This window comes from Butyrivibrio sp. TB (genome assembly GCF_900110805.1).
In the GTDB taxonomy this organism is placed as follows: Bacteria; Bacillota; Clostridia; order Lachnospirales; family Lachnospiraceae; genus Butyrivibrio; species Butyrivibrio fibrisolvens_C.
Window position 1 is genome coordinate 20314 of the sequence record NZ_FOER01000024.1, and the last position, 22452, is coordinate 42765.

The 22452-nt window shown below is 40.2% G+C and carries 20 protein-coding genes and 1 tRNA gene; 2 read left to right on the forward strand and 19 right to left on the reverse strand.

All coding sequences use genetic code 11. The annotated features are described in order from the left end of the window. Positions 1-341 precede the first annotated feature (341 nt). Entirely contained in the window at positions 342-890 is a 549-nt protein-coding gene (locus BMX21_RS15005) for a VanZ family protein (RefSeq protein ID WP_092045609.1), read from the forward strand. Here BMX21_RS15005 and BMX21_RS15010 read toward each other — a convergent pair whose 3' ends face one another. The 5 genes from BMX21_RS15010 to BMX21_RS15030 all read right to left on the reverse strand — a co-directional run bounded on the left by BMX21_RS15010 (position 891) and on the right by BMX21_RS15030 (position 7279). Beyond that, the gene (locus BMX21_RS15010) at positions 891-1709 is read right to left on the reverse strand and encodes an HAD family hydrolase (protein ID WP_092045611.1); all 819 of its coding nucleotides are present in this window, start codon (positions 1707-1709) and stop codon (positions 891-893) included. A 74-nt stretch (positions 1710-1783) separates the two neighbouring features. After that, positions 1784-3409 carry an alpha-amylase family glycosyl hydrolase gene (locus BMX21_RS15015; protein WP_092045613.1) on the reverse strand — a complete coding sequence of 542 codons (1626 nt, stop codon included), beginning with the start codon at positions 3407-3409 and terminating at the stop codon, positions 1784-1786. 179 nt (positions 3410-3588) lie between these two features. Then, on the reverse strand, positions 3589-4458 hold the full coding sequence (locus BMX21_RS15020; RefSeq protein ID WP_022753483.1) for a sugar ABC transporter permease: 870 nt from the start codon (positions 4456-4458) through the stop codon (positions 3589-3591). Then, positions 4458-5837, reverse strand: coding sequence for a carbohydrate ABC transporter permease (locus BMX21_RS15025; RefSeq protein ID WP_027205352.1), 1380 nt, complete (start codon positions 5835-5837; stop codon positions 4458-4460). The genes BMX21_RS15020 and BMX21_RS15025 overlap by 1 nt, the downstream gene beginning before the upstream one ends. A gap of 83 nt (positions 5838-5920) precedes the next feature. Continuing rightward, complete coding sequence (locus BMX21_RS15030) at positions 5921-7279, reverse strand: extracellular solute-binding protein (protein ID WP_027205353.1); 1359 nt, start codon at positions 7277-7279, stop codon at positions 5921-5923. A 386-nt stretch (positions 7280-7665) separates the two neighbouring features. On the opposite strand from BMX21_RS15030, the gene BMX21_RS15035 reads away from it, so the two are divergent. Further along, on the forward strand, positions 7666-8754 hold the full coding sequence (locus tag BMX21_RS15035; protein WP_080666275.1) for a LacI family DNA-binding transcriptional regulator: 1089 nt from the start codon (positions 7666-7668) through the stop codon (positions 8752-8754). 207 nt (positions 8755-8961) lie between these two features. On the opposite strand, the gene BMX21_RS19430 is transcribed toward BMX21_RS15035, so the two are convergent. The 14 genes from BMX21_RS19430 to pyrF all read right to left on the reverse strand — a co-directional run bounded on the left by BMX21_RS19430 (position 8962) and on the right by pyrF (position 22426). Beyond that, positions 8962-9033, reverse strand: a tRNA-Trp gene (locus BMX21_RS19430). Between the two features lie 243 nt (positions 9034-9276). Beyond that, positions 9277-10665, reverse strand: a complete 1389-nt coding sequence (radA, locus tag BMX21_RS15040) for a DNA repair protein RadA (RefSeq protein WP_092045615.1) — start codon at positions 10663-10665, stop codon at positions 9277-9279. Between the two features lie 135 nt (positions 10666-10800). Then, positions 10801-11211, reverse strand: a complete 411-nt coding sequence (locus tag BMX21_RS15045) for a hypothetical protein (protein WP_027205354.1) — start codon at positions 11209-11211, stop codon at positions 10801-10803. A 142-nt stretch (positions 11212-11353) separates the two neighbouring features. Continuing rightward, positions 11354-13933, reverse strand: a complete 2580-nt coding sequence (locus BMX21_RS15050) for an ATP-dependent Clp protease ATP-binding subunit (protein ID WP_092045618.1) — start codon at positions 13931-13933, stop codon at positions 11354-11356. A gap of 120 nt (positions 13934-14053) precedes the next feature. After that, positions 14054-14428 carry a GntR family transcriptional regulator gene (locus BMX21_RS15055; protein ID WP_027205356.1) on the reverse strand — a complete coding sequence of 125 codons (375 nt, stop codon included), beginning with the start codon at positions 14426-14428 and terminating at the stop codon, positions 14054-14056. Positions 14429-14847: 419 nt separating this feature from the next. Beyond that, positions 14848-16278, reverse strand: a complete 1431-nt coding sequence (locus tag BMX21_RS15060; protein ID WP_092045620.1) for an SH3 domain-containing protein — start codon at positions 16276-16278, stop codon at positions 14848-14850. Positions 16279-16324: 46 nt separating this feature from the next. Further along, complete coding sequence (gene purD, locus BMX21_RS15065) at positions 16325-17602, reverse strand: phosphoribosylamine--glycine ligase (protein ID WP_022753474.1); 1278 nt, start codon at positions 17600-17602, stop codon at positions 16325-16327. 177 nt (positions 17603-17779) lie between these two features. Continuing rightward, entirely contained in the window at positions 17780-18424 is a 645-nt protein-coding gene (purN, locus tag BMX21_RS15070; protein WP_092045622.1) for a phosphoribosylglycinamide formyltransferase, read from the reverse strand. Next, on the reverse strand, positions 18418-19443 hold the full coding sequence (gene purM, locus BMX21_RS15075; protein WP_092045658.1) for a phosphoribosylformylglycinamidine cyclo-ligase: 1026 nt from the start codon (positions 19441-19443) through the stop codon (positions 18418-18420). Before purM ends, purN begins: the two co-directional genes overlap by 7 nt. Positions 19444-19552: 109 nt before the next feature. Next, positions 19553-20059 carry a 5-(carboxyamino)imidazole ribonucleotide mutase gene (purE, locus tag BMX21_RS15080; RefSeq protein ID WP_022753471.1) on the reverse strand — a complete coding sequence of 169 codons (507 nt, stop codon included), beginning with the start codon at positions 20057-20059 and terminating at the stop codon, positions 19553-19555. A gap of 27 nt (positions 20060-20086) precedes the next feature. Beyond that, positions 20087-20551 carry a DUF6142 family protein gene (locus tag BMX21_RS15085; RefSeq protein ID WP_051199696.1) on the reverse strand — a complete coding sequence of 155 codons (465 nt, stop codon included), beginning with the start codon at positions 20549-20551 and terminating at the stop codon, positions 20087-20089. Continuing rightward, complete coding sequence (locus BMX21_RS19435) at positions 20548-20700, reverse strand: hypothetical protein (protein WP_027205360.1); 153 nt, start codon at positions 20698-20700, stop codon at positions 20548-20550. Before BMX21_RS19435 ends, BMX21_RS15085 begins: the two co-directional genes overlap by 4 nt. A gap of 67 nt (positions 20701-20767) precedes the next feature. After that, positions 20768-21454, reverse strand: a complete 687-nt coding sequence (pyrE, locus tag BMX21_RS15090; protein WP_022753468.1) for an orotate phosphoribosyltransferase — start codon at positions 21452-21454, stop codon at positions 20768-20770. A gap of 54 nt (positions 21455-21508) precedes the next feature. After that, positions 21509-22426: an orotidine-5'-phosphate decarboxylase gene (pyrF, locus tag BMX21_RS15095; protein WP_022758027.1), complete on the reverse strand. Its 918-nt coding sequence runs from the start codon at positions 22424-22426 to the stop codon at positions 21509-21511. Positions 22427-22452: the final 26 nt, after the last annotated feature.

Sequence of the window (22452 nt, forward strand, 5' to 3'; positions counted from 1 at the left end):
TTTCGATGATATTTTTGAACAAACGTTCTAAAACGTCATCAAGTTGCCATTTTCAAACCTACTGCCTTTCAAGTACAACCTCATATTCTGGGCAAAGCTAGCAAACAATCTTAATATAAGTCCCATTTTAAGTTAGTTTTATGTTTCGCCCCTATACTATAGATTATAATGATTATCTATACTTAATATCAATATGTTGTGATCGTAATTTAGGATGATAATCTCCAACTTGACTTATCTTACAAGAAGATTTATAGATATTTATAGCCTTGGTGTACTGACTCATTCATATTTGATCAAATATGAATAAGTCAGTACACCAGATAATAATGAGGTTAACTATGAAATATTTACGAATGTATATCAAATACACATTAAGATACACACTTAAACCACTATCATTTGTTCCTGCACTTGTGATGATGTACCTGATCTATTCTTTTTCAGGTCAGAGCGGTACAGAATCTAGTTCTTTAAGCTATGATGTTGGATTTCATTTTTATGATCTTATCAACAACCTATTCGCTCTGGACCTGTCATCAAGTCAGATCGCAAACTATGCTTTAAACAACCAGTTTTATATAAGAAAGGCAGCTCACATTACAGAGTATTTCCTTCTTGCAATGTCAGTTTCCCTGCCTCTATATGTATACAAGATAAGAGGCTTTAAGTTATCTTTCCTGGCTACTTTATTCTGCGTACTATATGCTTTCCTCGACGAATATCATCAGTCATTTTCATATGGAAGATCACCACAGCTTCGAGATGTAGCCATCGATTCCATAGGCATCATAGCCGGAGTTATCATAGTAAGGATAATAGGATTTATAGGACGTAAGACCGTATTCAGATCTCTCTCAGAAGAATACAAGGAGCAAAAAGCTGCATAGTTAATTATTAGTGCATATATCAAGGATCTCCCTGATATCACCGGATATTACTATCTCAGGTTTATAGCCTTTGTAATAGTCATCTGTTACTCTTGATAATCTGGCACGCATCTCCAGCTGGCTAAGGCCATCTGTATTAAGGAATATACTATCAACTTTGCAGGCTGCAGCAATTCCTATATCACTTTGAAAATCATTGCCTATCATAACAGCGCTTGATGCTGTGATCTGCTGCTCATCCAGGAGCTTTTTCATAAACTGGGGCTGGGGCTTTTTCATTTGATTCTCAGAAGAGATATAAATATCATCAAAATACCCTGCAAGGCCGGTTATCTCCAGCTCAGGTCTTGTAAAAAGACCCTGGGCATTAGATAAAAGGAATATCCTTCCGCCTTCTTTTTGAATTGTCTTTAGAGTGTCGATAACTCCCGGATATACCTTAAGCCTGTCTCTTGATAATATCCTGAACATATTGGACAGATCCTGAACCCACTGACTATGCACAAGCTCTTCCTCATTCATTTGATATACAGAGCTATATGTCTCATGATGAGAAGGAGCTTTTAGCAGAAGCTTTACAAAGACTCTCTCAAGCTCTATCTCAGGGAAGCTTATTGCCAGTTTGTAAGCAAGTTCATGTTCCTGCTGTCTTACAAGATCAAAATAGGTCTGCTGCAACTGCTCAGGACTATAATCGGCTCCGTAACATGAATAAAATTCGGTAATCTTTTTCCAAAACTTCGGACTACTCTCATCAGTGTGTATATCTATCAAAGTTCCATATAAGTCAAAAATATAATTGTCATATTTTAATTTCATATATAACTAATCCTTTCGCTTATATGCGGCGCATCGTCGCATGGTATCAGTTGTACATATGGATCATAACTTTTTTATCTAAACACACATATAGACTGCGGCGGCATAGTTACCTGGCCATTTTCTATTGATATACTTACATCATCAAGTGTCAGATATCCTGCTATAGTCAGTTCTTTATACTCATCAGCTGTCAGGTCGACTACTACTGCTTCATCTGATGTGTTATATAAGATTATGACTGCTGACGTCACTGTCGTGCCCGTTTCATCATCTCTTGTCCAGGTCTTCTTTATAGCTGCATAAGAGTCGCTGCATAGATCATCTTCTCTTGTGATAGTTCCTCTGGCAATCTCAGGGTTCATGTTTCTAAGCTTTAATGCCATCTTATAGTAGTTTAGTAAGGACATCTCATCCCCAAGCTGCGCATCTACTGCCTCAAACGACTGCTCTACATCATTGTCAGCGCCTTCAGGGACATCGCATACTCCCGTAGGATCTGTATAGGACCAGTTCATAGGAAGTCTTTTGTTAGGATCATCCTTGCCCTGACTCTTCATACCGATTTCTTCGCCATAATATATAAAAGTACTTCCGCTCATAGTCATGAGTATTCCTGCTGCCATCTTCATATCACCCGCATCACAGTTTAGATTGTTGGCTACCCTGACCTGGTCATGATTGGTGATAAAAGGAGCATCGATATAATCAGGATTGGACGCAGAATATGTAGTCTGATAATCAATCATTGCATTTACAAGGCCATCAGCAGATAGCTGTCCCCTTGCAGCTTTCTCAATCGTTCCCTCAGCTCCTGCTGCTGCAAAATTGAACATACTGGGAGTCATGCTCTTATAAAAAGCTGCAATTGTCGCCTTATTGGCCCAGACTTCTGATACCATATAAAAGTCTGACTTTTTGGAAAGGCAGTAATTATATATCCAGTTCATTATCTCAAGAGTTGCGCCCTGATCATCATCCTCATAATGCATCGCTGCATCCATTCTGTATCCGTCAACTCCATGTTCTATCCAGAAATCAGATATAGTCTCGAATTCTTTTCTTAGATTATCATCTTCAAGGTTAAGATCCGGCATTTCAGACCAGAACACACCTTCGTAGTACCAGTCAGTTCCTTCTACGCTATACCAGGCTTCATTTTTCTTTTCTTTGGAAAAATTGTAATAAGATACATATGGACATACGTTCTTATCAGGCTCTTCACCTTCCTTAAGTGTTCTAAGATAGTCGCAGGCTTTTACAAACCACTCATTTTGGGATGAAGAATGATTCATTACCATATCAATGATAATGTTTATTCCTCTTTTATGACACTCTTCTACAAGCTTATCAAAATCTTCCATTGTGCCATATTCAGAATCAATATCCATATAGTCAACAACGTCATATTTATGATAAGTTGGTGATGGCATTATAGGCATAAGCCATATGCCATTGATCCCAAGATCTTTGAGATAGTCAAGTTTCTGAGTCACCCCGTTAAGATCACCTATACCATCTTCATTAGAATCATAAAATGAGTGTACATATATCTCATAATAATTCCTGTAATTATCATCTATGATATTGAGCTTTTCACTTTCATCTTTTTTGCCACACCCTGCAAGCATTGATACCGCCAGTGCTATGACAATGTTTGATACCAAAATTTTCTTTATTATACTCAAAGTATTTTTCATATAAATCCTCTGTATTTACTAAGCCGGTAAAAACAAATGCGCGTTTTTTGTAATTTACGTTCAAGAAGTAAAAAGGCAAAGACAGATAATTCTGCCTCTGCCTTTAAAAGCCAAAAGGTATTCAGCTTCTTGGATCGATATCAATAAGCTGAAAAAACATTCACTTATATAGATGAATATCAGCCCTTTACTGCTCCGCCTGTTACACCTTCTACATAATACTTCTGAAGTGACATGAACAGTGCTGTGATAGGAACTGCTATAAGAACGCCGCCTGCACAGAATCTTGTGAAGTATCCCTGATAGTCATTGGTGTTGACCCAGTCATAGAGACCAACTGCTACGTTATAGCTCTTACTGTAACCAAAGGCAATGTATGAAGCGAAGATATAGTCACACCATGGTGCCATGAATGCAATAAGTGCCTGATAGATGATGATAGGCTTTGAAAGAGGAAGGAGCATTGTGAAAAAGATCCTTGCACGGGATGCTCCGTCAATTCTTGCTGCCTCATCAAGTGTCTTAGGAATAGTATCAAAAAAACCTTTGCATACATAGTATCCCATACCAGAACTTGCAACACCTACAAGGATGAGGCCGGGAATAGCTCCTGCCTGTGTAAGTCCTATATTTTTCAAAAGGAAATACAGACAGATCATGGATAAAAATCCCGGGAACATTCCAAGTATAAGCCAGAACTTCATAAGAAGTGTTCTTCCTGCAAATCTTATACGTGAAAGCGCATAACTAACCATAAGTACAAAACAGGTCTGACCGATTGCTATAAAGAAAGCAATGATGAATGTGTTTCCAAACCATCTTACAAAGTTAGAATCTGCCGAAAACAGCCATCTGTAACTGTCAAGCGAGAACTGTTTTGGCATAAGATATGCTACCATTCCTCCGCCGCCTTCAGTCGGGGCTCTAAAACTCTGTAATACGATACATACAAAAGGAAACAGCCATATTATGCTAAGTATTACTAAAAGTATATACGCTATAGCATTACCTAAAGCGTTATGTTGTTTGTGTAATTTTGGTTCAGCCATTACTGGAATCCCTCCTCATCTTTAATTGAAGGCAGTTTGCTATATGCAATAAGAGATGTAAATGCAACAACAACGAAAGTAATAATACCTACACAGGCTGCCAGTTTGTAGTTGGTGCTGTTAAGAACAAGTTTGTAAAGCCATGTTACAAGAAGGTCGGTATAACCTGATCCTCCATACAGCTGCATGGATGTTGGTCCGCCTCCTGACAGAAGGTATATAACGTTGAAGTTATTGAGGTTACCTGTAAATGATGTAAGAAGGTAAGGTCCTGTAACAAAGAGCATATATGGCATTGTGATCTTTCTAAACATCTGCCATGGACTTGCTCCGTCAATTCTTGCACTTTCATAAAGATCTGCAGGAATATTCATAAGAAGTCCTGTTGCCATGAGCATTACATAAGGGATACCTATCCAGAGATTGATCACTATGATAAGGACTCTGGCTGTCATAGGATGTGCCCAGAAGTTGTAAGACCTTTCGAAGATGCCCCATTTTACAAAATATGTATTAATAAGACCATCAGCTGCAAACATCTTGGATACATACAATAAAGATATAAACTGTGGAATAGCTATAGTCATTACGAAAATAGTACGCCAGAACTTTTTGAACTTTACACCTTTTTTGTTAATAAGAAGAGCAAGTGCGATTCCTCCAAAATATGTGGAGAATGTTGCAAAGAAAGCCCATACCAAAGTCCAGATAAGGATCGTTGTGAAAGTAGATCCCATACCGTTGCCGCCAAATTTAAGAAGCTGTGTAAAGTTCTCAAATCCAACCCATGTAAAGAGCTTACTTGGAGCCTGATGGGTGGAATCATAATTAGTAAATGCAACACATATCATGAATATAATAGGCACTACCATAAATACAAGAACGCCCAGCACGGGAAGTGCAAGAAGTGTTGCATGAAATTTCTGATCCAATAGTGATTTTAAATCCTGAGAAGAAGTAGGAATATGTCCTCCATTTTTAATGATCTTCTCTTCGTTTTGATTTTCCTGGATATTCATTCTCCAGAAAGTGATAAAAAGTACGCACAGTACTGCTGTAAGTACACCATACAAAAGTATAAGGAACGAATTGTCTCCATATGTAGTAAGGAAAGTATTCGGATCCATATGTGTCTCTTCAGTACCAAGTGTTGATAATTTAGATAGATTAGCTATGCCTGAGGTTGCCATATATGCGATAAAGGCAACTTCGATAAGAAGATAAGCGATTCCTCTTGCAAAGGATTTCCTCATAATAGGACCAAATCCCATGACAAGGAAAGAAAGCCTTGTTTTCCAATCTCCCTCTTTAAAAGTAATACCAATATTTTTGATATTACCTGCGATAATGCTTAGCACATTGTTTTTGTTTTTTTCCATAAAAGCACTCCCGAAAAAACAGGGGAGAGGAAAACCTCTCCCCTGAATATCCAACCTGATATTTGTAACAAATATTCAGCTATTTACTGTACAAGTGTAGCGCATGTGTCATCGTGTGTCTTAAGCTCTGCCATGAAGTCATCGTCAGAAGAATCTACTGTAAGAGTTCCGTTCTCAACGTCTGCTCCAAGAGAGCCTGCAAGATCCCACCATTCTCCAGGATACTGACCCTGAGGAATCATGTAAGGCATCTGCTCCTGAAGAGCTGCAAGAGCTACATTGGCCTGAACTTCGCTATCACCCTGTGCTGCAAGGTTTGAAGGGCCCCAACCCTGAGCTGTGAATCTTTCAAGCTGAGCATCTGTATCTGTGAGCATCTTAGCTATCTCATAGCACATAGCAAGCTTGCCGCCTTCTGTCTGAGGCTTAACACCAAGAAGCTTGTTGCCTGAGAATCCGCTAAGGTGATATGTCTGTCCATCAACACCTTCAAATGAAGGAAGAGCTGCACATGCATAGTTGTCACCAAGCATCTCTTCAAGAGCTGCGCTATCCCATGTACCATCGATGATAGCACCTACATTTGTAGCTTCACCAGCTGATGAGCCATCAACAAATGCTTTAGAAGAAGCAACCTCAGCCATCTCTTTGATAGCTACAAGACCGGCATCTGAAGCATAGTCTGCTGTAACGCCTGTGAAGTTACCATCTTTATCTGTTTCAAAAGAACATGTACATCCTGTACCGAAGAAGAATGCTGCATTGTACCATGCAGAATCAAGATCAGCATAGAATCCCTTACCAGCAGCTTCGCAATCAGCGATGATCTGCTCAAGAGACGTAGGATCTGTAACTACTGAGCTATCATAGTACAGGAAATATCCGTTATCAGATGTCATAGGGAATGCATAAAGAGTGTCACCTGATGTAGCTGCTCCGATAGCACCTTCATCATTATTAGAAGTAACCCATGATGACATATTGTCATTAAGAGGCTGAAGAGCACCGGCTGCTACAAGACGTGTAAGCTGATCCTGTGCGAATCCATAAATATCAGCACCGCCGGATACGTCTGTGATCATGTTAGAAGCAGCATCACCTTCGCCAACAGCTTCTACTGTGATATTGCCGGCATATCCTGAATATGCATCGTTGGAAGCTATGAAATCATCAACAAGTTTCTGTGTGAGATCGACTACGTTCTCAGCAACCCAGATTGTGATCTCACCTGAACCATAATCGATTGCAGGAGCTTCTGCAGTGGCTTCTGCAGTGCTCTGATCGCCGTCTGTTGTCTGTGTATTATCTGCTGAGTTATCAGTACTTTGTGTGTTGTCTGTAGTGCCACCCTCGTTGTTGTCAGTACTTGAACCACCACAACCAACAAGCATGGAAGCCACGAGAGCCTGTGTCAGTAAAACGGTTAAAACTTTCTTTTTCATGTTTTCCTCTCCTTTTTAAACTTTTTATTTAAAGTGCCAATGCACCTCAAATTCTAAAGCATAATACCCAAAACCAAGAAAATCGAAAATTTCCGAAAATTTCGTTTGACAATTATGTTTTAACACACTTTGTGGATATTTGTCAATATTTCGACCGTGTTATTTATTTATTCGTCATATTATACAAATTATCAAGCTGCGATTTTTGCATATCTTTCAAATATTTTCGTTTATTTTCGTATTATCTTGTTTTTGCTCTTTGGTAACCTTATAATGTAAAAAGATGAATTAAGGATGATTTGCAGTTTTTCGTATTATGCTTTATTCTATATATTCTGGAGATTTTACATAAGAATTTGCGAAAATAGGCTAAATGAAAGGATAACATGGCTACCATAAAAGATATTGCCAATAAGCTTGGCATTTCAGTCAGCACCGTTTCCAAAGGATTGAATGGTGCCAAAGACATCAGCGCTTCTCTAAGGCAGGAAGTATTAGAAACTGCTGTCGAGATGGGATATACCGGTCGAAAGACCAAAAGGCAGAGTCAGAAACGTCTGTGCATCTTTATAGAAAACATGGATTATGAATCCACAGGCACCTTCGGTTATGATATAGTACTCGGATTCAGACAGGCTGCATATAAGGAACAGTTTGAAGTTGTAATACAGCCGGTAAGCCACGAATTTCAGGTGAGTGAAAAGTATGATACCTACATGCTTGGCAATGGTTTTTCGGGAGCGTTTCTTCTTGGTTTTTCTTTAGAAGATCCCTGGATGGAACAGATCAAATCTACAGCTTTTAGTACTGTCCTTCTTGATAACTTCATTGAGAAAAATCCCAATGTCGGATATATAGGAACAGATTCTGAAGAAGGCATCGCTATTGCTATAGAGCACCTTACCAAATTAGGGCATGAGAAAATAGCCTTTCTTGATGGTTCGAGAGGATCAATGGTATCCGACCTTAGAATGATAGCTTATCTTGATAGCATGTCAAGTCACCGCTTACCGGTAGATCCTAATCTTGCTGTATATGGATATTTCGTAGCGGATGCTGCTCACTATCATGTACCTACATTCCTGGATCTTGGCGCTACAGCGATACTGTGCGGCAATGACCTTATAGCATCAGGTGTTATAGAAGAATGCAAGCGAAGCGGCTATAAAGTTCCGGAAGATATAAGTGTTATTGGTTTTGATGATCTTCCTCTGGCGCAGCACCTTGATCCTCCACTTACAACAGTCAAACAGGACAGGATCGAAATCGGAAAATGCGGATTCTATATATTAAGAGCTATGAATGAACACATATCTCTTTCCAAGAACCTGCTAAGACCATCTCTTTCTGTAAGATCATCAACAGCTATTGCAAAGCCAAGACTTGCAAAGCGCCACAGTTTGGACAAAGATTCTGTTATAAGTGCTAATCCCGAACTATATGCACAGTTCCAGCAGCACAGACAGATCAGATGACATTTAGCAAAAGACCTCTGAGGATGTAGTCAATAAATAGAGCTCTAAGCTCTGGAGACTACATCCCCAGAGTTTTTTGTTAATGAAGTTCTTCTTTTGGCAATAAAAATAAGTGCAGGTGTCAGAGTTAATTTCTCTAACAACTGCACTTTTATGGTAATAAAAAAGCATCGGAAACATCCGATGCTTACCTGTTACTCTATGAAACAGGGGAAGAGAGATTCGAACTCCCATGAACGGTTTTGGAGACCGTGATACTAGCCATTGTATGATTCCCCTTTGGCTCTGCTGACTTATCGCCGTCAACGAAAGTAATTATAGCAAAGCATATTACTGTATGCAAGCGTTTTTTGAAGATTTTTCAAAGAATCGTTATATCGTTTCTATGCACATTTAATGACGTTTCTTCTTTTACAAAATAACCCTTGATGACTAAGATAAGAGACTTTTTTTAAACTTCCAATAATAAGCCAAATAGTCTCTTAACTCCGTCCCAAGGGGTAATTGTCAGTCATATGTCAGTTAGAATATCTTCATTGCATCCTGAAGTGATCTTACGCCTATGATCTCAAGCCCTTTTGTATCTTTGAGCTTATTCTCATAAGCTTTAGGAAGGATTATGGTTTTAAATCCCAGCTTCTTAGCTTCCATAACTCTTTGCTCAGTCATACTTACGCTTCTGACTTCTCCGGATAGTCCCACTTCACCAAATGCAACAACAGATGAATCTATAGGTTTATTCTTAAAGCTTGATATAACCGCAAGGCATATTCCAAGGTCTAGCGCAGGCTCCTGAAGCTTCATTCCTCCTGCAAGATTTACATATGCATCGCAATCTGCCATCTGAAGTCCTACTCTTTTCTCAAGAACAGCCATAAGTAGATTTACTCTGTTATAATCTGTACCATTGGCCTGTCTTCTTGGGAATCCAAAACTTGTACGACATACAAGCGCCTGTATCTCAAGTAGTATCGGCCTTGTACCTTCTACTGAACATGTAACAATGCTTCCGCTGGCATCTTCTGGTCTTCCGTCCAGCATGAATTCAGACGGATTGGCAACTTCTGCAAGACCGTCCTGTCTCATTTCAAATACACCTATCTCATTGGTCGAACCGAACCTGTTCTTGACTCCTCTAAGTATCCTATAGGATGCATGTCGATCACCTTCAAAATAAAGCACAGTATCAACCATATGTTCAAGAACTCTGGGACCTGCTACTGTTCCTTCCTTGGTGACATGCCCTACTATAAATATTGATACATTCATGCTCTTGGCTATACGAAGAAGAACTGCCGTTGTCTCTCTTACCTGTGATACGCTTCCCGGCGCGGATGATACATCTTCATTGAACATAGTCTGAATAGAATCTATGATCACTATCTCGGGTTTATCCTTGGTGATAACTGCCTCTATTGTAGAAAGGTTGGTCTCGCACAAAAACTTAAGATTATCTGTAAAAGTTCCGATACGATTGGCTCTTAGCTTTATCTGCCTTAATGATTCCTCTCCTGATATATACAAGATAGCATGTCCGTCATCAGACATATTCCTGGCAACCTGCAAAAGAAGTGTTGACTTGCCTATTCCCGGATCTCCTCCCACAAGTGTAAGGGAACCTCTTACAAGTCCCCCTCCAAGTACTCTGTTAAGTTCACCTATATGTGTATCACTTCTGTCTTCTTGACCTAATTCTATCTGAGATAATGATTTTGGAGCAGCATCTACAGATGAAGCAGCATGAACAGACATCCCACTCCCAAGTGCTGCTCTTTTATTCTTGGGCTCAGGCTTGACCATCTCCTCAACCATCGTATTCCATTCATGACATGACGGACACTGTCCCATCCACTTAGATGATTCATATCCGCAGTTCTGACAAAAAAATGCTGTTTTAATCTTAGCAGGCATAAAAAAGTCCCCCGATCATTGCAATAACTATCTTTAATTCTAACATAAATATAGACCCTCTGCCTCCACGCCTTGCGCATAACAAAAGAGCACAGACATACTCCTTTGTATATCTGTGCCCTTAATATTAAATTTTTAAACTTCTTCGACCTTTACTGTCACCGGCTTCCCGGAAAGTTCAACACTGATTGACAGCTTACCGCCAAGACCAGTTTTCATCTTTCCTTCACTGGAGCCATCTATGAGTACATTGTACTCTGTATTGTCCTCCATACCTAATGTGATCTGAGCATCTGCGTTACCTTCAACTATGAATGTCACACCTTTTTCGGTCTCTTTGAAGTGAGTCACTGCCGTTCCCGGAACAGATTCGTAGACAAACATATCATTTGCCTCAAGTCTTGTGATATCCTTGAACGTCTTGACCTTGAGCAAATCTCCGCCGTGCTTGAAATCTTCAAGCTTCGACTTAGATGGAAGCTCGTAGTTACCAAAGCTGATTGTACCGTCAGCTTCTGCCCGCAGCAACTGTTCTACTACAGCCATATGGAACCTCCTATTGGTACGTTAAAAAAGTTTTTTCAAAGTGCATTATCCCTTTTGGGTAATAACCATTATACCATACTAAAATTCAAAATATGTTAAACATCCGTGATTAACAATAAAACATTTCTAAAATCAAATCACCTTAAACAGTTGCAACTTTTTTGGGTCTTCCGACCTTCTTTTTAGTTTTAGCCTCTGCAGTCTTCTTAGCAGGCGTTTTCTTTGCTTTAGCCTTCTTGTTTGCAGATGACTTTGCCTTACTTGCAGCCTTTGCAGCTTTTTCTGCCTTGCTTGTAAAGACAATAGTACCATCTTTAATTCCTACAACGACTTCACTGTCACGCTTAATATTGCCTTTGAGAAGTTCTTCTGCCATCGAATCTTCGATAACTGTCTGAATAGCACGCTTAAGCGGTCTTGCACCCATCTTCTGCTCTGAATACTTGTCAACAAGGTGCTTTTTAACAGCAGGTGATATAGTAAGCTTAATATTGAGCTGCTCTTTGCATCTTTTTGCAAGAGAGGATGACAATAGTGTCACAATCTGCATCATCTCTTCATTAGAAAGCTGATGGAATACCATGATCTCATCAATTCTATTGATGAATTCAGGTTTGAACAGACGCTTAACTTCGTCCATAACGCCGCTCTTCATAGTCTCATAATCTTTCTTGGCATCAGCCTTAGTATCAAAGCCAAGTCTCTTAGGAGATACAATCTTCTGGGCACCAACATTGGATGTCATGATTATGATAGTATTCTTGAAGCTTACTTTACGTCCCTTTGCATCTGTAATATGGCCATCATCAAGTACCTGAAGCAAGATATTGAACACATCCGGATGTGCCTTTTCTATCTCATCAAAAAGAATTACGGAATAAGGATTTCTTCTTACTTTCTCAGAAAGCTGACCGCCTTCATCATATCCTACATATCCTGGAGGTGATCCGATCATTTTGGACACACTATGCGGTTCCATATATTCGGACATATCTACACGGATAAGAGAGTTCTCTGATCCGAACATAGCTTCTGCAAGAGCCTTTGAAAGCTCTGTCTTACCTACACCTGTAGGTCCAAGGAAGAGGAATGACCCGATCGGTCTATTTGGATCCTGAAGGCCTACACGTCCTCTTCTTATAGCTTTTGATACTGCCTGAACAGCTTCTGCCTGACCTATTACTCTCTTATGAAGAGTAGATTCAAGTTTAAGAAGACGCTCAGATTCTTTTTCTGCAATCTTCTTAACAGGGATCTTGGTCCAAAGGGCAACAACTTCAGCTATATCATTAGCACCAACAGTGATCGAACCAGTCTGTTCTTTGCGCTCATTAGCAGCCTTCATCCTGTTGTACTTCTTGATAAGAAGCGCCTGCTGTCTGTTAAGCTCTCCTGCCTGTCTATAGTCTTCACTCTTAAGAGCTTCCTCAACCTGATCATCAAGATCCTTGATCTGACTATCCAGGTCACGCATTTTGGATGTATCTCCCATTGAGTGTAGTCTCACTGCAGATGCGGCTTCATCGATAAGGTCAATAGCCTTATCAGGAAGATTTCTATCATTGATATACCTGTTGGAAAGTTCTGCAGCAGCCTTAACAGCTTCAGGAAGAATACGTACATGGTGATGCTCTTCATATTTGTAAAGTATACCATTTAAAATATTAAGAGTCTCTTCCATCGTAGGCTCTTCTACTGTTACAGGCTGAAAACGACGCTCCAATGCAGCATCTTTCTCAACATATTTTCTATACTCAGATATAGTAGTAGCACCTATTATCTGAATCTCACCTCTTGCAAGAGATGGCTTTAAAATATTAGAAGCATCAATAGCACCTTCTGCACCGCCTGCTCCGATAAGTGTATGCATCTCATCTACAAAGAGGATGATATTGCCATCTTCTGCAACTTCATGGATGACCTTCTTGATACGTTCCTCGAACTCGCCTCTATACTTAGATCCAGCGATCATACCGGATAAATCAAGAGTAAGAAGACGCTTATTCTGAACTGTAAACGGAACATCACCGGATACGATACTCTGCGCAAGACCTTCAACAACTGCAGTCTTACCTACTCCGGGTTCTCCTATCAGACACGGATTGTTCTTGGTCCTTCTGGACAAAATCTGAATAACACGTTTGATCTCAGACTCACGTCCGATAACAGGATCGAGCTTACCTGCAGCTGCAAGTGCTGTAAGATCACGGCTGTACTGCGCAAGAGCACTTCCTTTCTTACGACCTGACTGGCGCTTTCCAAGATCTTCTTTGACAAGATTAGGATCTTCACCCATAGCTGCAAGAGTCTCTGCATAGAGCTTCTGAACCGGAACATTAAGAGTTGAGATAAGTCTGACAGCTACATTCTCGCCATCCTTGATAAGAGCCAGAAGGATATGCTCTGTTCCTGTCTTGGACGCACGGAATCTGTCCGCCTGACGGTGAGCCTCATTAAGGACCTGCTGTGCTCTTGGTGAAAAACCGTCACGGTCCATAGTAGTAACACTTCCATCCTGGACTATAAGATCTTTGACAAGATCCATGAGACGTTTTTCATCTATTCCATTATCTATTAAAATTCTGGATGCGACACTTCCTTCTTCTCTGATAAGACCGAGCAATATATGCTCCGTTCCCACATAGTTCAGTTTCAGACTTCTTGAAGCCTTGCGAGCTGTTTTAAGCGCGTTTTCGGCTTTATCTGTAAACTGTGAATTCATATATTTACATTCCCTCCTGCTGTTTATTTTTTGAATCAAAAAGAAAATAGACTTCTTGAATACATCTTAAAAAATCCGCTCAAACTGTAGATTTCGAAAGACAATGATTCAGTAGTCTGATCAGATTCCGCTGTAATCATCGTAAATCTGATCTATAAGATTATGAATCTCATTTCTTGATATATTCTTGCATAGAGCTCTTGCCAAAACGACTTCAAGCCCTTGCTTGGCTTCTTCAAGTGCCTGCAGCTTATCTATATCCACTGCTATCACAGCACCTTTTCTACGGTCAATCTTAACAAAGCCTTCCCTTTGCAATATCGAATAAGCTTTATTAACCGTATGCATATTAATACCAATTGCTTCTGCAAGTGTTCTCACACTTGGAAGCTGCTCTCCTTCATGAAACTGTGAAGTAGCTATACCTAGTATGATCTGATTGCAAAGCTGAAGATATATGGCATCATCACTGTTAAAATCAATTTCTATAGTCATATTTAACCTCATGTCGCGAGCAAAGCGAGCGGCTAATGTTTCTAAACCACTGTTATATAAATGGTATAACAGTAGCTGTATTGGTGTCAATAAATATGACTGGAAGTTTTATTAAGCTTTTATTAAATATCGGATTATGTCATCCATATAACAAGACCATTTACAGTCCAATTTTGAGAACTTCCATCTTAAGACTTCAGATAGGTACCATTTTTCCAACAATCAAAAAAGTATAAAAAACCGGATTGAAAGTCATTGTTCAATCCGGTTTTCTAAACTATAGTAAACGTCTTTGGAATTTATCTTATGTCACCTATCAGATACTAATCTAACTATGAAGTCCAGAAATATCAAACAGTTTTGTTGATAAACTCCTCTGATGACCAAAACAGTCAAACATTATAATCCGTTTATTATAATCAACGTCTTTTTCCGTCATTATCGTTGTCAAGATCAAGGAACTCGAACTCAAAATCATCATCATCTGCAAAATTCCTTGATTTGCGAGGAGTCGGTCTTGAGTCTCTCTCAGGTCTTACTGTAGAGCCATTAACAGCAGAGCCTCTTCCGTTATCAGGAGCAGGTTCTTCTTCAGGATAGTCTTCAGGATAGCCATCCTCCGGATAACCGTCTTCAGGATAGCCATCTTCATAACCTTCATCATATCCATCATTCTTCTTGGATCTTAGCTTTTCAAAAAAACCTGCCTTACGTGGTCTTGGCTCTTCATCGTACTGCATATTATCATCTTCGTAATTGCCGCCTTCATCATCATAATAAAGAAGGTTTCTAAGTCTGATGAACAGGAATATAACAGCTCCTGCAAGGACTATTACAAGAACGATAAGGATTATATCAAGAAGACCAAAGGCTTTCTGAGTTCCATGTGTCTGGATATAATCGTTGGCTGCAAGTATGCCTTCAACGCTGTACTTTACAGGACTGCCATCAGTATTCTTAACAAGCTGATATGTTCCGTCAGTATCGATAAAAACATAATAAGAATCACTAGATGTAGTTGCTACTATAGCATTACCTGTATTGGTCTGTTCCTGAGCAGGCTCAGTAGTCTCCTGAGTATCTGTGCCCTCGGTATTATCAGGATTCTCCGGATTCTCCGGGTTCTCAGTATTCTCGCCGCCATCAGTCTGTTCACCTGTATCACCTGTCTGATCTGTAGGTGTAGCAGCACCAAGCTCTACGAGATCTGCACGGATAAAGCCCTGAACGCCATTTGAAAGAGTGATATAGTACCACTGCTTACCTGCAGAATCATTGGCTGTACCTGTTATAGTTACAACATCTCCGCTTGCAACACTTCCTGCTACAGAATATGCTGTACCGGCGCCTGAACGAACATTAGCCTTACTTGTTGTTACAGTTGCAGATGTAGAATCCATAGCTGTAACCTGTGTATCAGGAAGATCTACCGTTGTCTGTGTATCCTGTGCTGTGGTTGTTTCGGTATTAGTTGTAGTATTAGCATCTGTAGAAGGTGTAGTCTCAGTTGTTGTTGTAGTAGTATTTGTAGTATCTACCTCCTGAGGCTCTCCCTTAGTAACAAGATCTCCTCTTACATAACCTGTACCGCCTACTACATTGACCTTGTACCAAACCTGGCCATTTGCATCTGTAACTTCAGAAAGAATCTGAACCTGATCTCCGCTCTTAAGACTTCCTACTACTTCACTAGAAGTGTCAGTATTAGAACGCACCTTTGCAGATGAAGCCGTAACTGTTGCATAAGTTACAGTCTCAGCGCTTGCAATATATCGGCCTCCAAATACCAGAGTAATGATAGTTGCAAACACAACTACCAATGCGGTTATTCTCCCACGATTTTTTTCCATAGTTTACCTCTTTCTTTCTGCCGGATACATAAGGCCCAAGAAGTATTCAGATCTCATCAAGTGCCTTACCGATGTCGTGACGCATATATTTACCATCGAAACTTACCAGCTCTGTAAGCTTATATGCGTTTTCTCTGGCTTCTTTAAGTGTATTTCCCTTAGCTGTAATACCAAGCACCCGGCCCCCATTTGTTACAACATTACCATGTTCATCGAACTTAGTTCCTGCATGGAAGCAGTACCCATCTTCAATCTCATCGAATGCTTCAAGTCCTGAAATAACTTTACCCTTTTCATATTTGACAGGATATCCTTCTGAAGCAAGTACAACACAAACGGCTGCTTTGTCTTCAAATTCAAGATCGATCTTGTCAAGAGTGCCATCTATCACAGCATTCATGACATCTATTATATCAGTTTTCATACGAGGAAGTACAACCTGAGTTTCAGGATCGCCAAATCTTGTATTGTACTCTACGACCTTTGGTCCTTCTGAAGTCATCATAAGGCCAAAATACAAAACGCCTTTGAATTCTCTTCCTTCTGCCGCCATAGCATCAACTGTCTTCTGATATATAGTTTCGCAAGCGATCTTATTGATCTCATCTGTGTAAAAAGGACTTGGAGAGAATGTTCCCATTCCGCCTGTGTTAAGACCGGTATCTCCGTCTCCGGCTCTCTTATGATCCTGAGAAGAGCTCATAAGCTTGTAATGTTTTCCATCAACAAATGCAAGAACAGATACTTCTCTTCCTGTCATGAATTCTTCGATGACCATCTCATTACCGGCGCTTCCGAACTTCTTATCAAGCATTATCTCATCAACGCCTGATATAGCATCTTCAAGACTCTGGCATATAAGAACACCCTTACCAAGCGCAAGTCCGTCTGCTTTAAGTACAATAGGGAATTTTGCATTAGTTCTAAGATATTCTTTTGCCTTGTCGGCATCAGTAAATGTCTCATAAGAAGCTGTAGGGATACCATACTTCTTCATAAGATCTTTGGAAAAAGCTTTACTGCCTTCAATAATAGCTGCATTCTTCCTTGTGCCGAATACTCTAAGTCCCTTTTCTTCAAGGGCATCTACAATACCTGCGCAAAGCGGATCGTCCTGACTGCATACAACAAGATCTACACCATTATCCTTGGCAAATTCTCCAATCTTGTCAAACTCCATAACTCCAAAAGGAACGCACTCTGCAAGTTTTGCAATACCTGCATTACCAGGTGCACAATAAATCTTATCAACATGTTTGCTTCTGGAAATTGCCTCGACCATCGCATGTTCGCGACCGCCCCCACCGACTACCAGGACTTTCATTAGAATCTCCTCCGATTGCTCAAATCAATTATATCCGTGATCTTGGCATATTACAATGCCAATTCGTGCTATTAATGCACTAAACATCACATTTTATGCTATTTTGTATCATATGACGCAGGTGTCAAACACTGTCTTTGACGCCTGCATCATTATATATCTTTAATAAATTAAATATCATAATCCCATAGGATCATATTCATCTATGATCACCTTGCGACCTTCAACTTTGATCTTGCCTTGAGCGATAAGATTAATAGCCATAGGCATGATCTTCCATTCTGCCTGCTCCATTACACGCCTTTGGAGAACTTCAGGTGTATCCCCCTGTTCTACCATTACAGGCTTCTGCAAGATGATAGGACCTGTATCAGTTCCTTCATCCACGAAATGAACTGTCGCACCAGTAACTCTTACTCCTCTTTCCAGAACCTTCTCGTGTACATGAAGTCCATAATAGCCCTGTCCGCAGAAAGATGGGATAAGAGCAGGATGGATATTGATGATCCTGTTAGGGAATGCTCTTACTATTTCTTTTGGTATAACAACCATGCAGCCTGCAAGTACAACAAGATCAGGCTCTGCCTCTTTAAGTGTAGCAAGAAAGTCCTTGTTGAAATCATCCCTTGAAGGATACTCCTTGGGAGATTTGCATACAGCTTTAATTCCTGCTTTTTTTGCTCTTTCAAGAGCAAAGGCATTGGGATTATTGGAGAACACTAATACGATCTGTGTATCCTTTATTATCCCTGATTCTATACCATCAATTATGGCTTGAAGATTTGTTCCTCCGCCTGATACACATACTGCAATTTTTAGCATAATGTAACACCCTTTTCACCATCTTCGATCTTGCCGACAACATAAGGTGTTTCACCTGATGCCTTAACAGCTTCAAGAGTCTTATCTACATCCGCAGGATCAACACAAAGAACCATTCCAAGGCCCATATTATATGTGTTGTACATCATCTGATCATCAATCTGACCCTTTTTCTGCATAAGCTTGAAAATAGCAGGAACCTCATAGCTGTTTTTCTCAATAACAGCTCTCTTACCTTCAGGAAGCATACGAGGAACGTTCTCATAGAATCCGCCACCTGTAATATGACTGCAGCCCTTAACTTTAACGCCTGCATTCTTGACAGATTTCATCATGTGGACATATATACGTGTAGGTTCGATAAGAGCTTCGCCAAGAGTCTTGCCAAGTTCATCATAATAAGTACTTAGGCTTTCCTTGGTCATATCGAATATCTTACGGACAAGTGAGAATCCATTAGAATGAACGCCGCTGGAAGCAACTCCAATAAGAACATCACCGGCCTTAATAGTACTTCCGTCGATAAGATCCTTCTTCTCACAAACACCTACTGAGAATCCTGCAAGATCATACTCATCTTCAGGCATAAGACCTGGGTGCTCAGCTGTCTCACCACCTACAAGGGCGCAATCAGATAATTTGCATCCCTCTGCAACGCCCTTAACTATTGTAGCGATCTTTTCAGGATAGTTCTTACCGCAAGCAATATAATCCAGGAAAAAGAGTGGCTCGCCGCCTGCACAGGCAACATCATTTACGCACATGGCAACACAATCTATACCAACAGTATCATGTTTATCCAAAAGGAATGCTAACTTGATCTTAGTACCAACGCCATCTGTACCTGACAGAAGAACCGGATCCTCCATATTCTTGATAGCAGAAAGATCAAATGCTCCGGAGAATCCTCCGATGCCTCCCATAACCTCAGGACGTGTTGTCTGCTTAACATACTTTTTCATTAACTCCACAGACTCATATCCAGCCTCAATGTCTACGCCTGCATTCTTGTAATTCAGTGCCACTTCTTGTTCCTCCTAAAATATACCTTTTATAAATAATAATGAAGCAGGTGTCAAAAGAACTATTTGAACCTTACATCATAATAATTATCACCCATTGATCAGATCAATTAGAATAGTTCTTGTATCCAACCTTAGAAAGTTTCTCGTCTTTGGCTACAACGCTTTCTTTCAAAGAAGCTGAGTATTCTTTTAACTTCTTAAGAAGCTCAGGATCACTTGTAGCAAGTATCTTAGCTGCAAGGATTCCTGCATTGGCGCCTCCGTTTATTGCAACTGTAGCTACCGGAATGCCTGTTGGCATCTGAACGATAGAGTAGAGCGAATCACGTCCGCCAAGAGATGTTGTATGCATAGGGATTCCAATTACAGGAAGCGGAAAAATAGCCGCACACATACCCGGAAGATGAGCTGCCATACCGGCGCCGGCTATGATAACCTTATATCCCTTCTCCTCAGCGCTGTTTGCATAATCAAAAAACTCCTGAGGTTCTCTGTGTGCAGATATGATATGCATCTCATAAGTAATACCGAGCTGCTCCAAAATATCCGCTGCTTTAGCCATGACCGGCATATCAGAATCCGATCCCATTACAATTCCAACCTGTGCCATTTGTACTGCTCCTTAAAAATATTATTCTTATATAGATCCCATTACTGTCAGAAATATTACTGTCAGTATATTTAGAGTATTAATGATGATTCCCAGACCCGGGAAAATTTTGAAAATCTTTTTTTGTTTCAATGCAAGAATGCCAAGTACAAGTCCGGCAATACTATATCCAAATGCAAGAAGCGTTGCTACGCCGTACTTGATATTGGCAACTCCGCCGGCATCAAAAGCAGCCTTCACGCACATGATAAGCGCGACGGCAGCAATGACACCCAGTATAAAAGACAGGATACCCTTCCTTGGATGCACATTATCTGTAAAGATATAACGTCTTTTAAAGATAAGTGTTCTAAGACGGAAGTGCTTTTTCTTTTTCTTTTTGTTCTTATGTGCGTGATAGGTCTCTTCGGTATCCTTCTCCCATGGATTGATCCCCCAAGGATTTTTCTCCCATGGTCTTTGACCCCACGGCTGTATCCTATTATTCTTCAAAACAAAATCTTCTTACGTCCGCTAAGGAGTTTTGCTCCACTTACTATAAGCAGAACTCCTGCAGCTATTCCCGATATGATAGCAACAATACCAAAAGTGATATTGATAGCTCCTATGCCTCCCATGAGCTTGTATGTCTTTTCTTCCATGTATAAAACCTCCTACATTATTATTTACATAACAATGAGTTTTTAAGACGACTGTGATTCCTTATATTCAAGCCTTAACAGCGCCATATTCTTTATAGTACTCATCGATCTTCTTCTTGATCTCTTTGTTCAGTATCACTTCGCCATCAATCGGCTTATTGTAAAGATACTCTACTACATCTGACATAGTTACGATTGCATGTGTACCAAAACCATACTTTTCATGAATTTCGTCAAGTGCAGACATATCTGATTCAAGTCCCTTCTCCTGACGGTTAAGGGATACCATAAGACCTACTACATCTACATCATCTGCCTGAGCCTGGATTATAGGATAAGTCTCTTCGATTGACTTACCTGATGTTGTAACATCTTCAATGATAAGGACTCTGTCTCCGTTCTTGATCTTACTTCCAAGAAGTATTCCCTTATCACCGTGATCTTTGATCTCTTTACGATTGGAACAATACTTGATATCTCTTCCATAGAGCTGGCTTATAGCAGCGCATGTTGATACTGCAAGCGGGATTCCCTTATAAGCAGGTCCGAACAAAATATCAAACTCAAGGCCAAAAGTTTCATGAATGGCTCTTGCATAAAACTCACCAAGCTTTCTAAGCTGAGTTCCTGTAACGTATGCTCCTGCATTCATGAAGAACGGAGACTTTCTTCCACTCTTAAGTGTAAAATCTCCAAATTTCAGGACATTACTGTCCACCATGAAATTTATAAACTCTTCCTTGTACTTTTCCATGTAATCCATCCTCTGTTTTTTTATTTATTCCGCTTATAGCGGTATATTATGATTTTATCTGATAGCGCCGTTAATGTCTTCCTTCATATCAAATACAGCTTGTCTTGCAGCTTCTCCGACATTGTCGCCAAATTTCGAATACTTCTCGTTCTGCCATGCAGCGATTATTCCTCTTGAAGAGTTAACAATCGCACCAAGACCGTCTTTATTGAAGAATCCCTTAAGATCGCTTCCCTTACCGCCCTGAGCTCCATATCCGGGAACCAGTATAAATGCATGTGGCATGATACTGCGAAGCTTAGCACCCATTTCAGGATATGTAGCACCAACTACTGCTCCAACATTTGAATAGTCGCCTTCCATGGAACCCATGCCCCACTCTTCGACTTTGGCACCTACATGCTCATATAAAGGCTTACCGTCTATTAATCTATCTTGGAATTCACCACTTGAAGGATTAGATGTCTTGACAAGGACAAAGATTCCCTTGTCTTCAGAATTACAAACATCAATAAATGGCTTAACACCGTCGCTGCCCAAATAAGGGTTGACAGTTGCGAAATCTTCATTAAAACCGGAATACTTGTTAGAACCAATTGTAACACTACCTAAATGTCCGATAGCGTAGGACTCTGAAGTAGAGCCAATATCGCCTCTTTTAATATCACCTATGACGATCAGTCCTTTGTCATGGCAATAATCAACGGTCTTTTTAAAAGCAATAAGACCTTCAATACCAAGCTGCTCATACATAGCGATCTGCGGCTTAACAGCAGGTATCACATCATAAATATTATCAATAAGTTCCTTATTGAACTGCCAAAGGGCATCTGCTGCACCTTCAGGTGTCTGTCCGAACTCTTCGAACGATCTGTTTTTGATGCGATCCGGAATCATCGAAAGCTTCGGATCCAGTCCCACTACGATAGGAGCATCTGTCCTTTGAATAGCTGATATCAGCTTCTGAATCATGAATACTATCCTCTTTTTTCTAAGTT

Excerpts from the sequence above, each read along its gene's own strand:
- BMX21_RS15005 (WP_092045609.1), top strand. The coding sequence starts at position 342 with ATGAAATATTTACGAATGTATATCAAATACACATTAAGATACACACTT.
- BMX21_RS15010 (WP_092045611.1), bottom strand. The coding sequence starts at position 1,709 with ATGAAATTAAAATATGACAATTATATTTTTGACTTATATGGAACTTTG.
- BMX21_RS15015 (WP_092045613.1), bottom strand. The coding sequence starts at position 3,409 with ATGAAAAATACTTTGAGTATAATAAAGAAAATTTTGGTATCAAACATT.
- BMX21_RS15020 (WP_022753483.1), bottom strand. The coding sequence starts at position 4,458 with ATGGCTGAACCAAAATTACACAAACAACATAACGCTTTAGGTAATGCT.
- BMX21_RS15025 (WP_027205352.1), bottom strand. The coding sequence starts at position 5,837 with ATGGAAAAAAACAAAAACAATGTGCTAAGCATTATCGCAGGTAATATC.
- BMX21_RS15030 (WP_027205353.1), bottom strand. The coding sequence starts at position 7,279 with ATGAAAAAGAAAGTTTTAACCGTTTTACTGACACAGGCTCTCGTGGCT.
- BMX21_RS15035 (WP_080666275.1), top strand. The coding sequence starts at position 7,666 with ATGGCTACCATAAAAGATATTGCCAATAAGCTTGGCATTTCAGTCAGC.
- radA (WP_092045615.1), bottom strand. The coding sequence starts at position 10,665 with ATGCCTGCTAAGATTAAAACAGCATTTTTTTGTCAGAACTGCGGATAT.
- BMX21_RS15045 (WP_027205354.1), bottom strand. The coding sequence starts at position 11,211 with ATGGCTGTAGTAGAACAGTTGCTGCGGGCAGAAGCTGACGGTACAATC.
- BMX21_RS15050 (WP_092045618.1), bottom strand. The coding sequence starts at position 13,933 with ATGAATTCACAGTTTACAGATAAAGCCGAAAACGCGCTTAAAACAGCT.
- BMX21_RS15055 (WP_027205356.1), bottom strand. The coding sequence starts at position 14,428 with ATGACTATAGAAATTGATTTTAACAGTGATGATGCCATATATCTTCAG.
- BMX21_RS15060 (WP_092045620.1), bottom strand. The coding sequence starts at position 16,278 with ATGGAAAAAAATCGTGGGAGAATAACCGCATTGGTAGTTGTGTTTGCA.
- purD (WP_022753474.1), bottom strand. The coding sequence starts at position 17,602 with ATGAAAGTCCTGGTAGTCGGTGGGGGCGGTCGCGAACATGCGATGGTC.
- purN (WP_092045622.1), bottom strand. The coding sequence starts at position 18,424 with ATGCTAAAAATTGCAGTATGTGTATCAGGCGGAGGAACAAATCTTCAA.
- purE (WP_022753471.1), bottom strand. The coding sequence starts at position 20,059 with ATGGCACAGGTTGGAATTGTAATGGGATCGGATTCTGATATGCCGGTC.
- BMX21_RS19435 (WP_027205360.1), bottom strand. The coding sequence starts at position 20,700 with ATGGAAGAAAAGACATACAAGCTCATGGGAGGCATAGGAGCTATCAAT.
- pyrE (WP_022753468.1), bottom strand. The coding sequence starts at position 21,454 with ATGGAAAAGTACAAGGAAGAGTTTATAAATTTCATGGTGGACAGTAAT.
- pyrF (WP_022758027.1), bottom strand. The coding sequence starts at position 22,426 with ATGATTCAGAAGCTGATATCAGCTATTCAAAGGACAGATGCTCCTATC.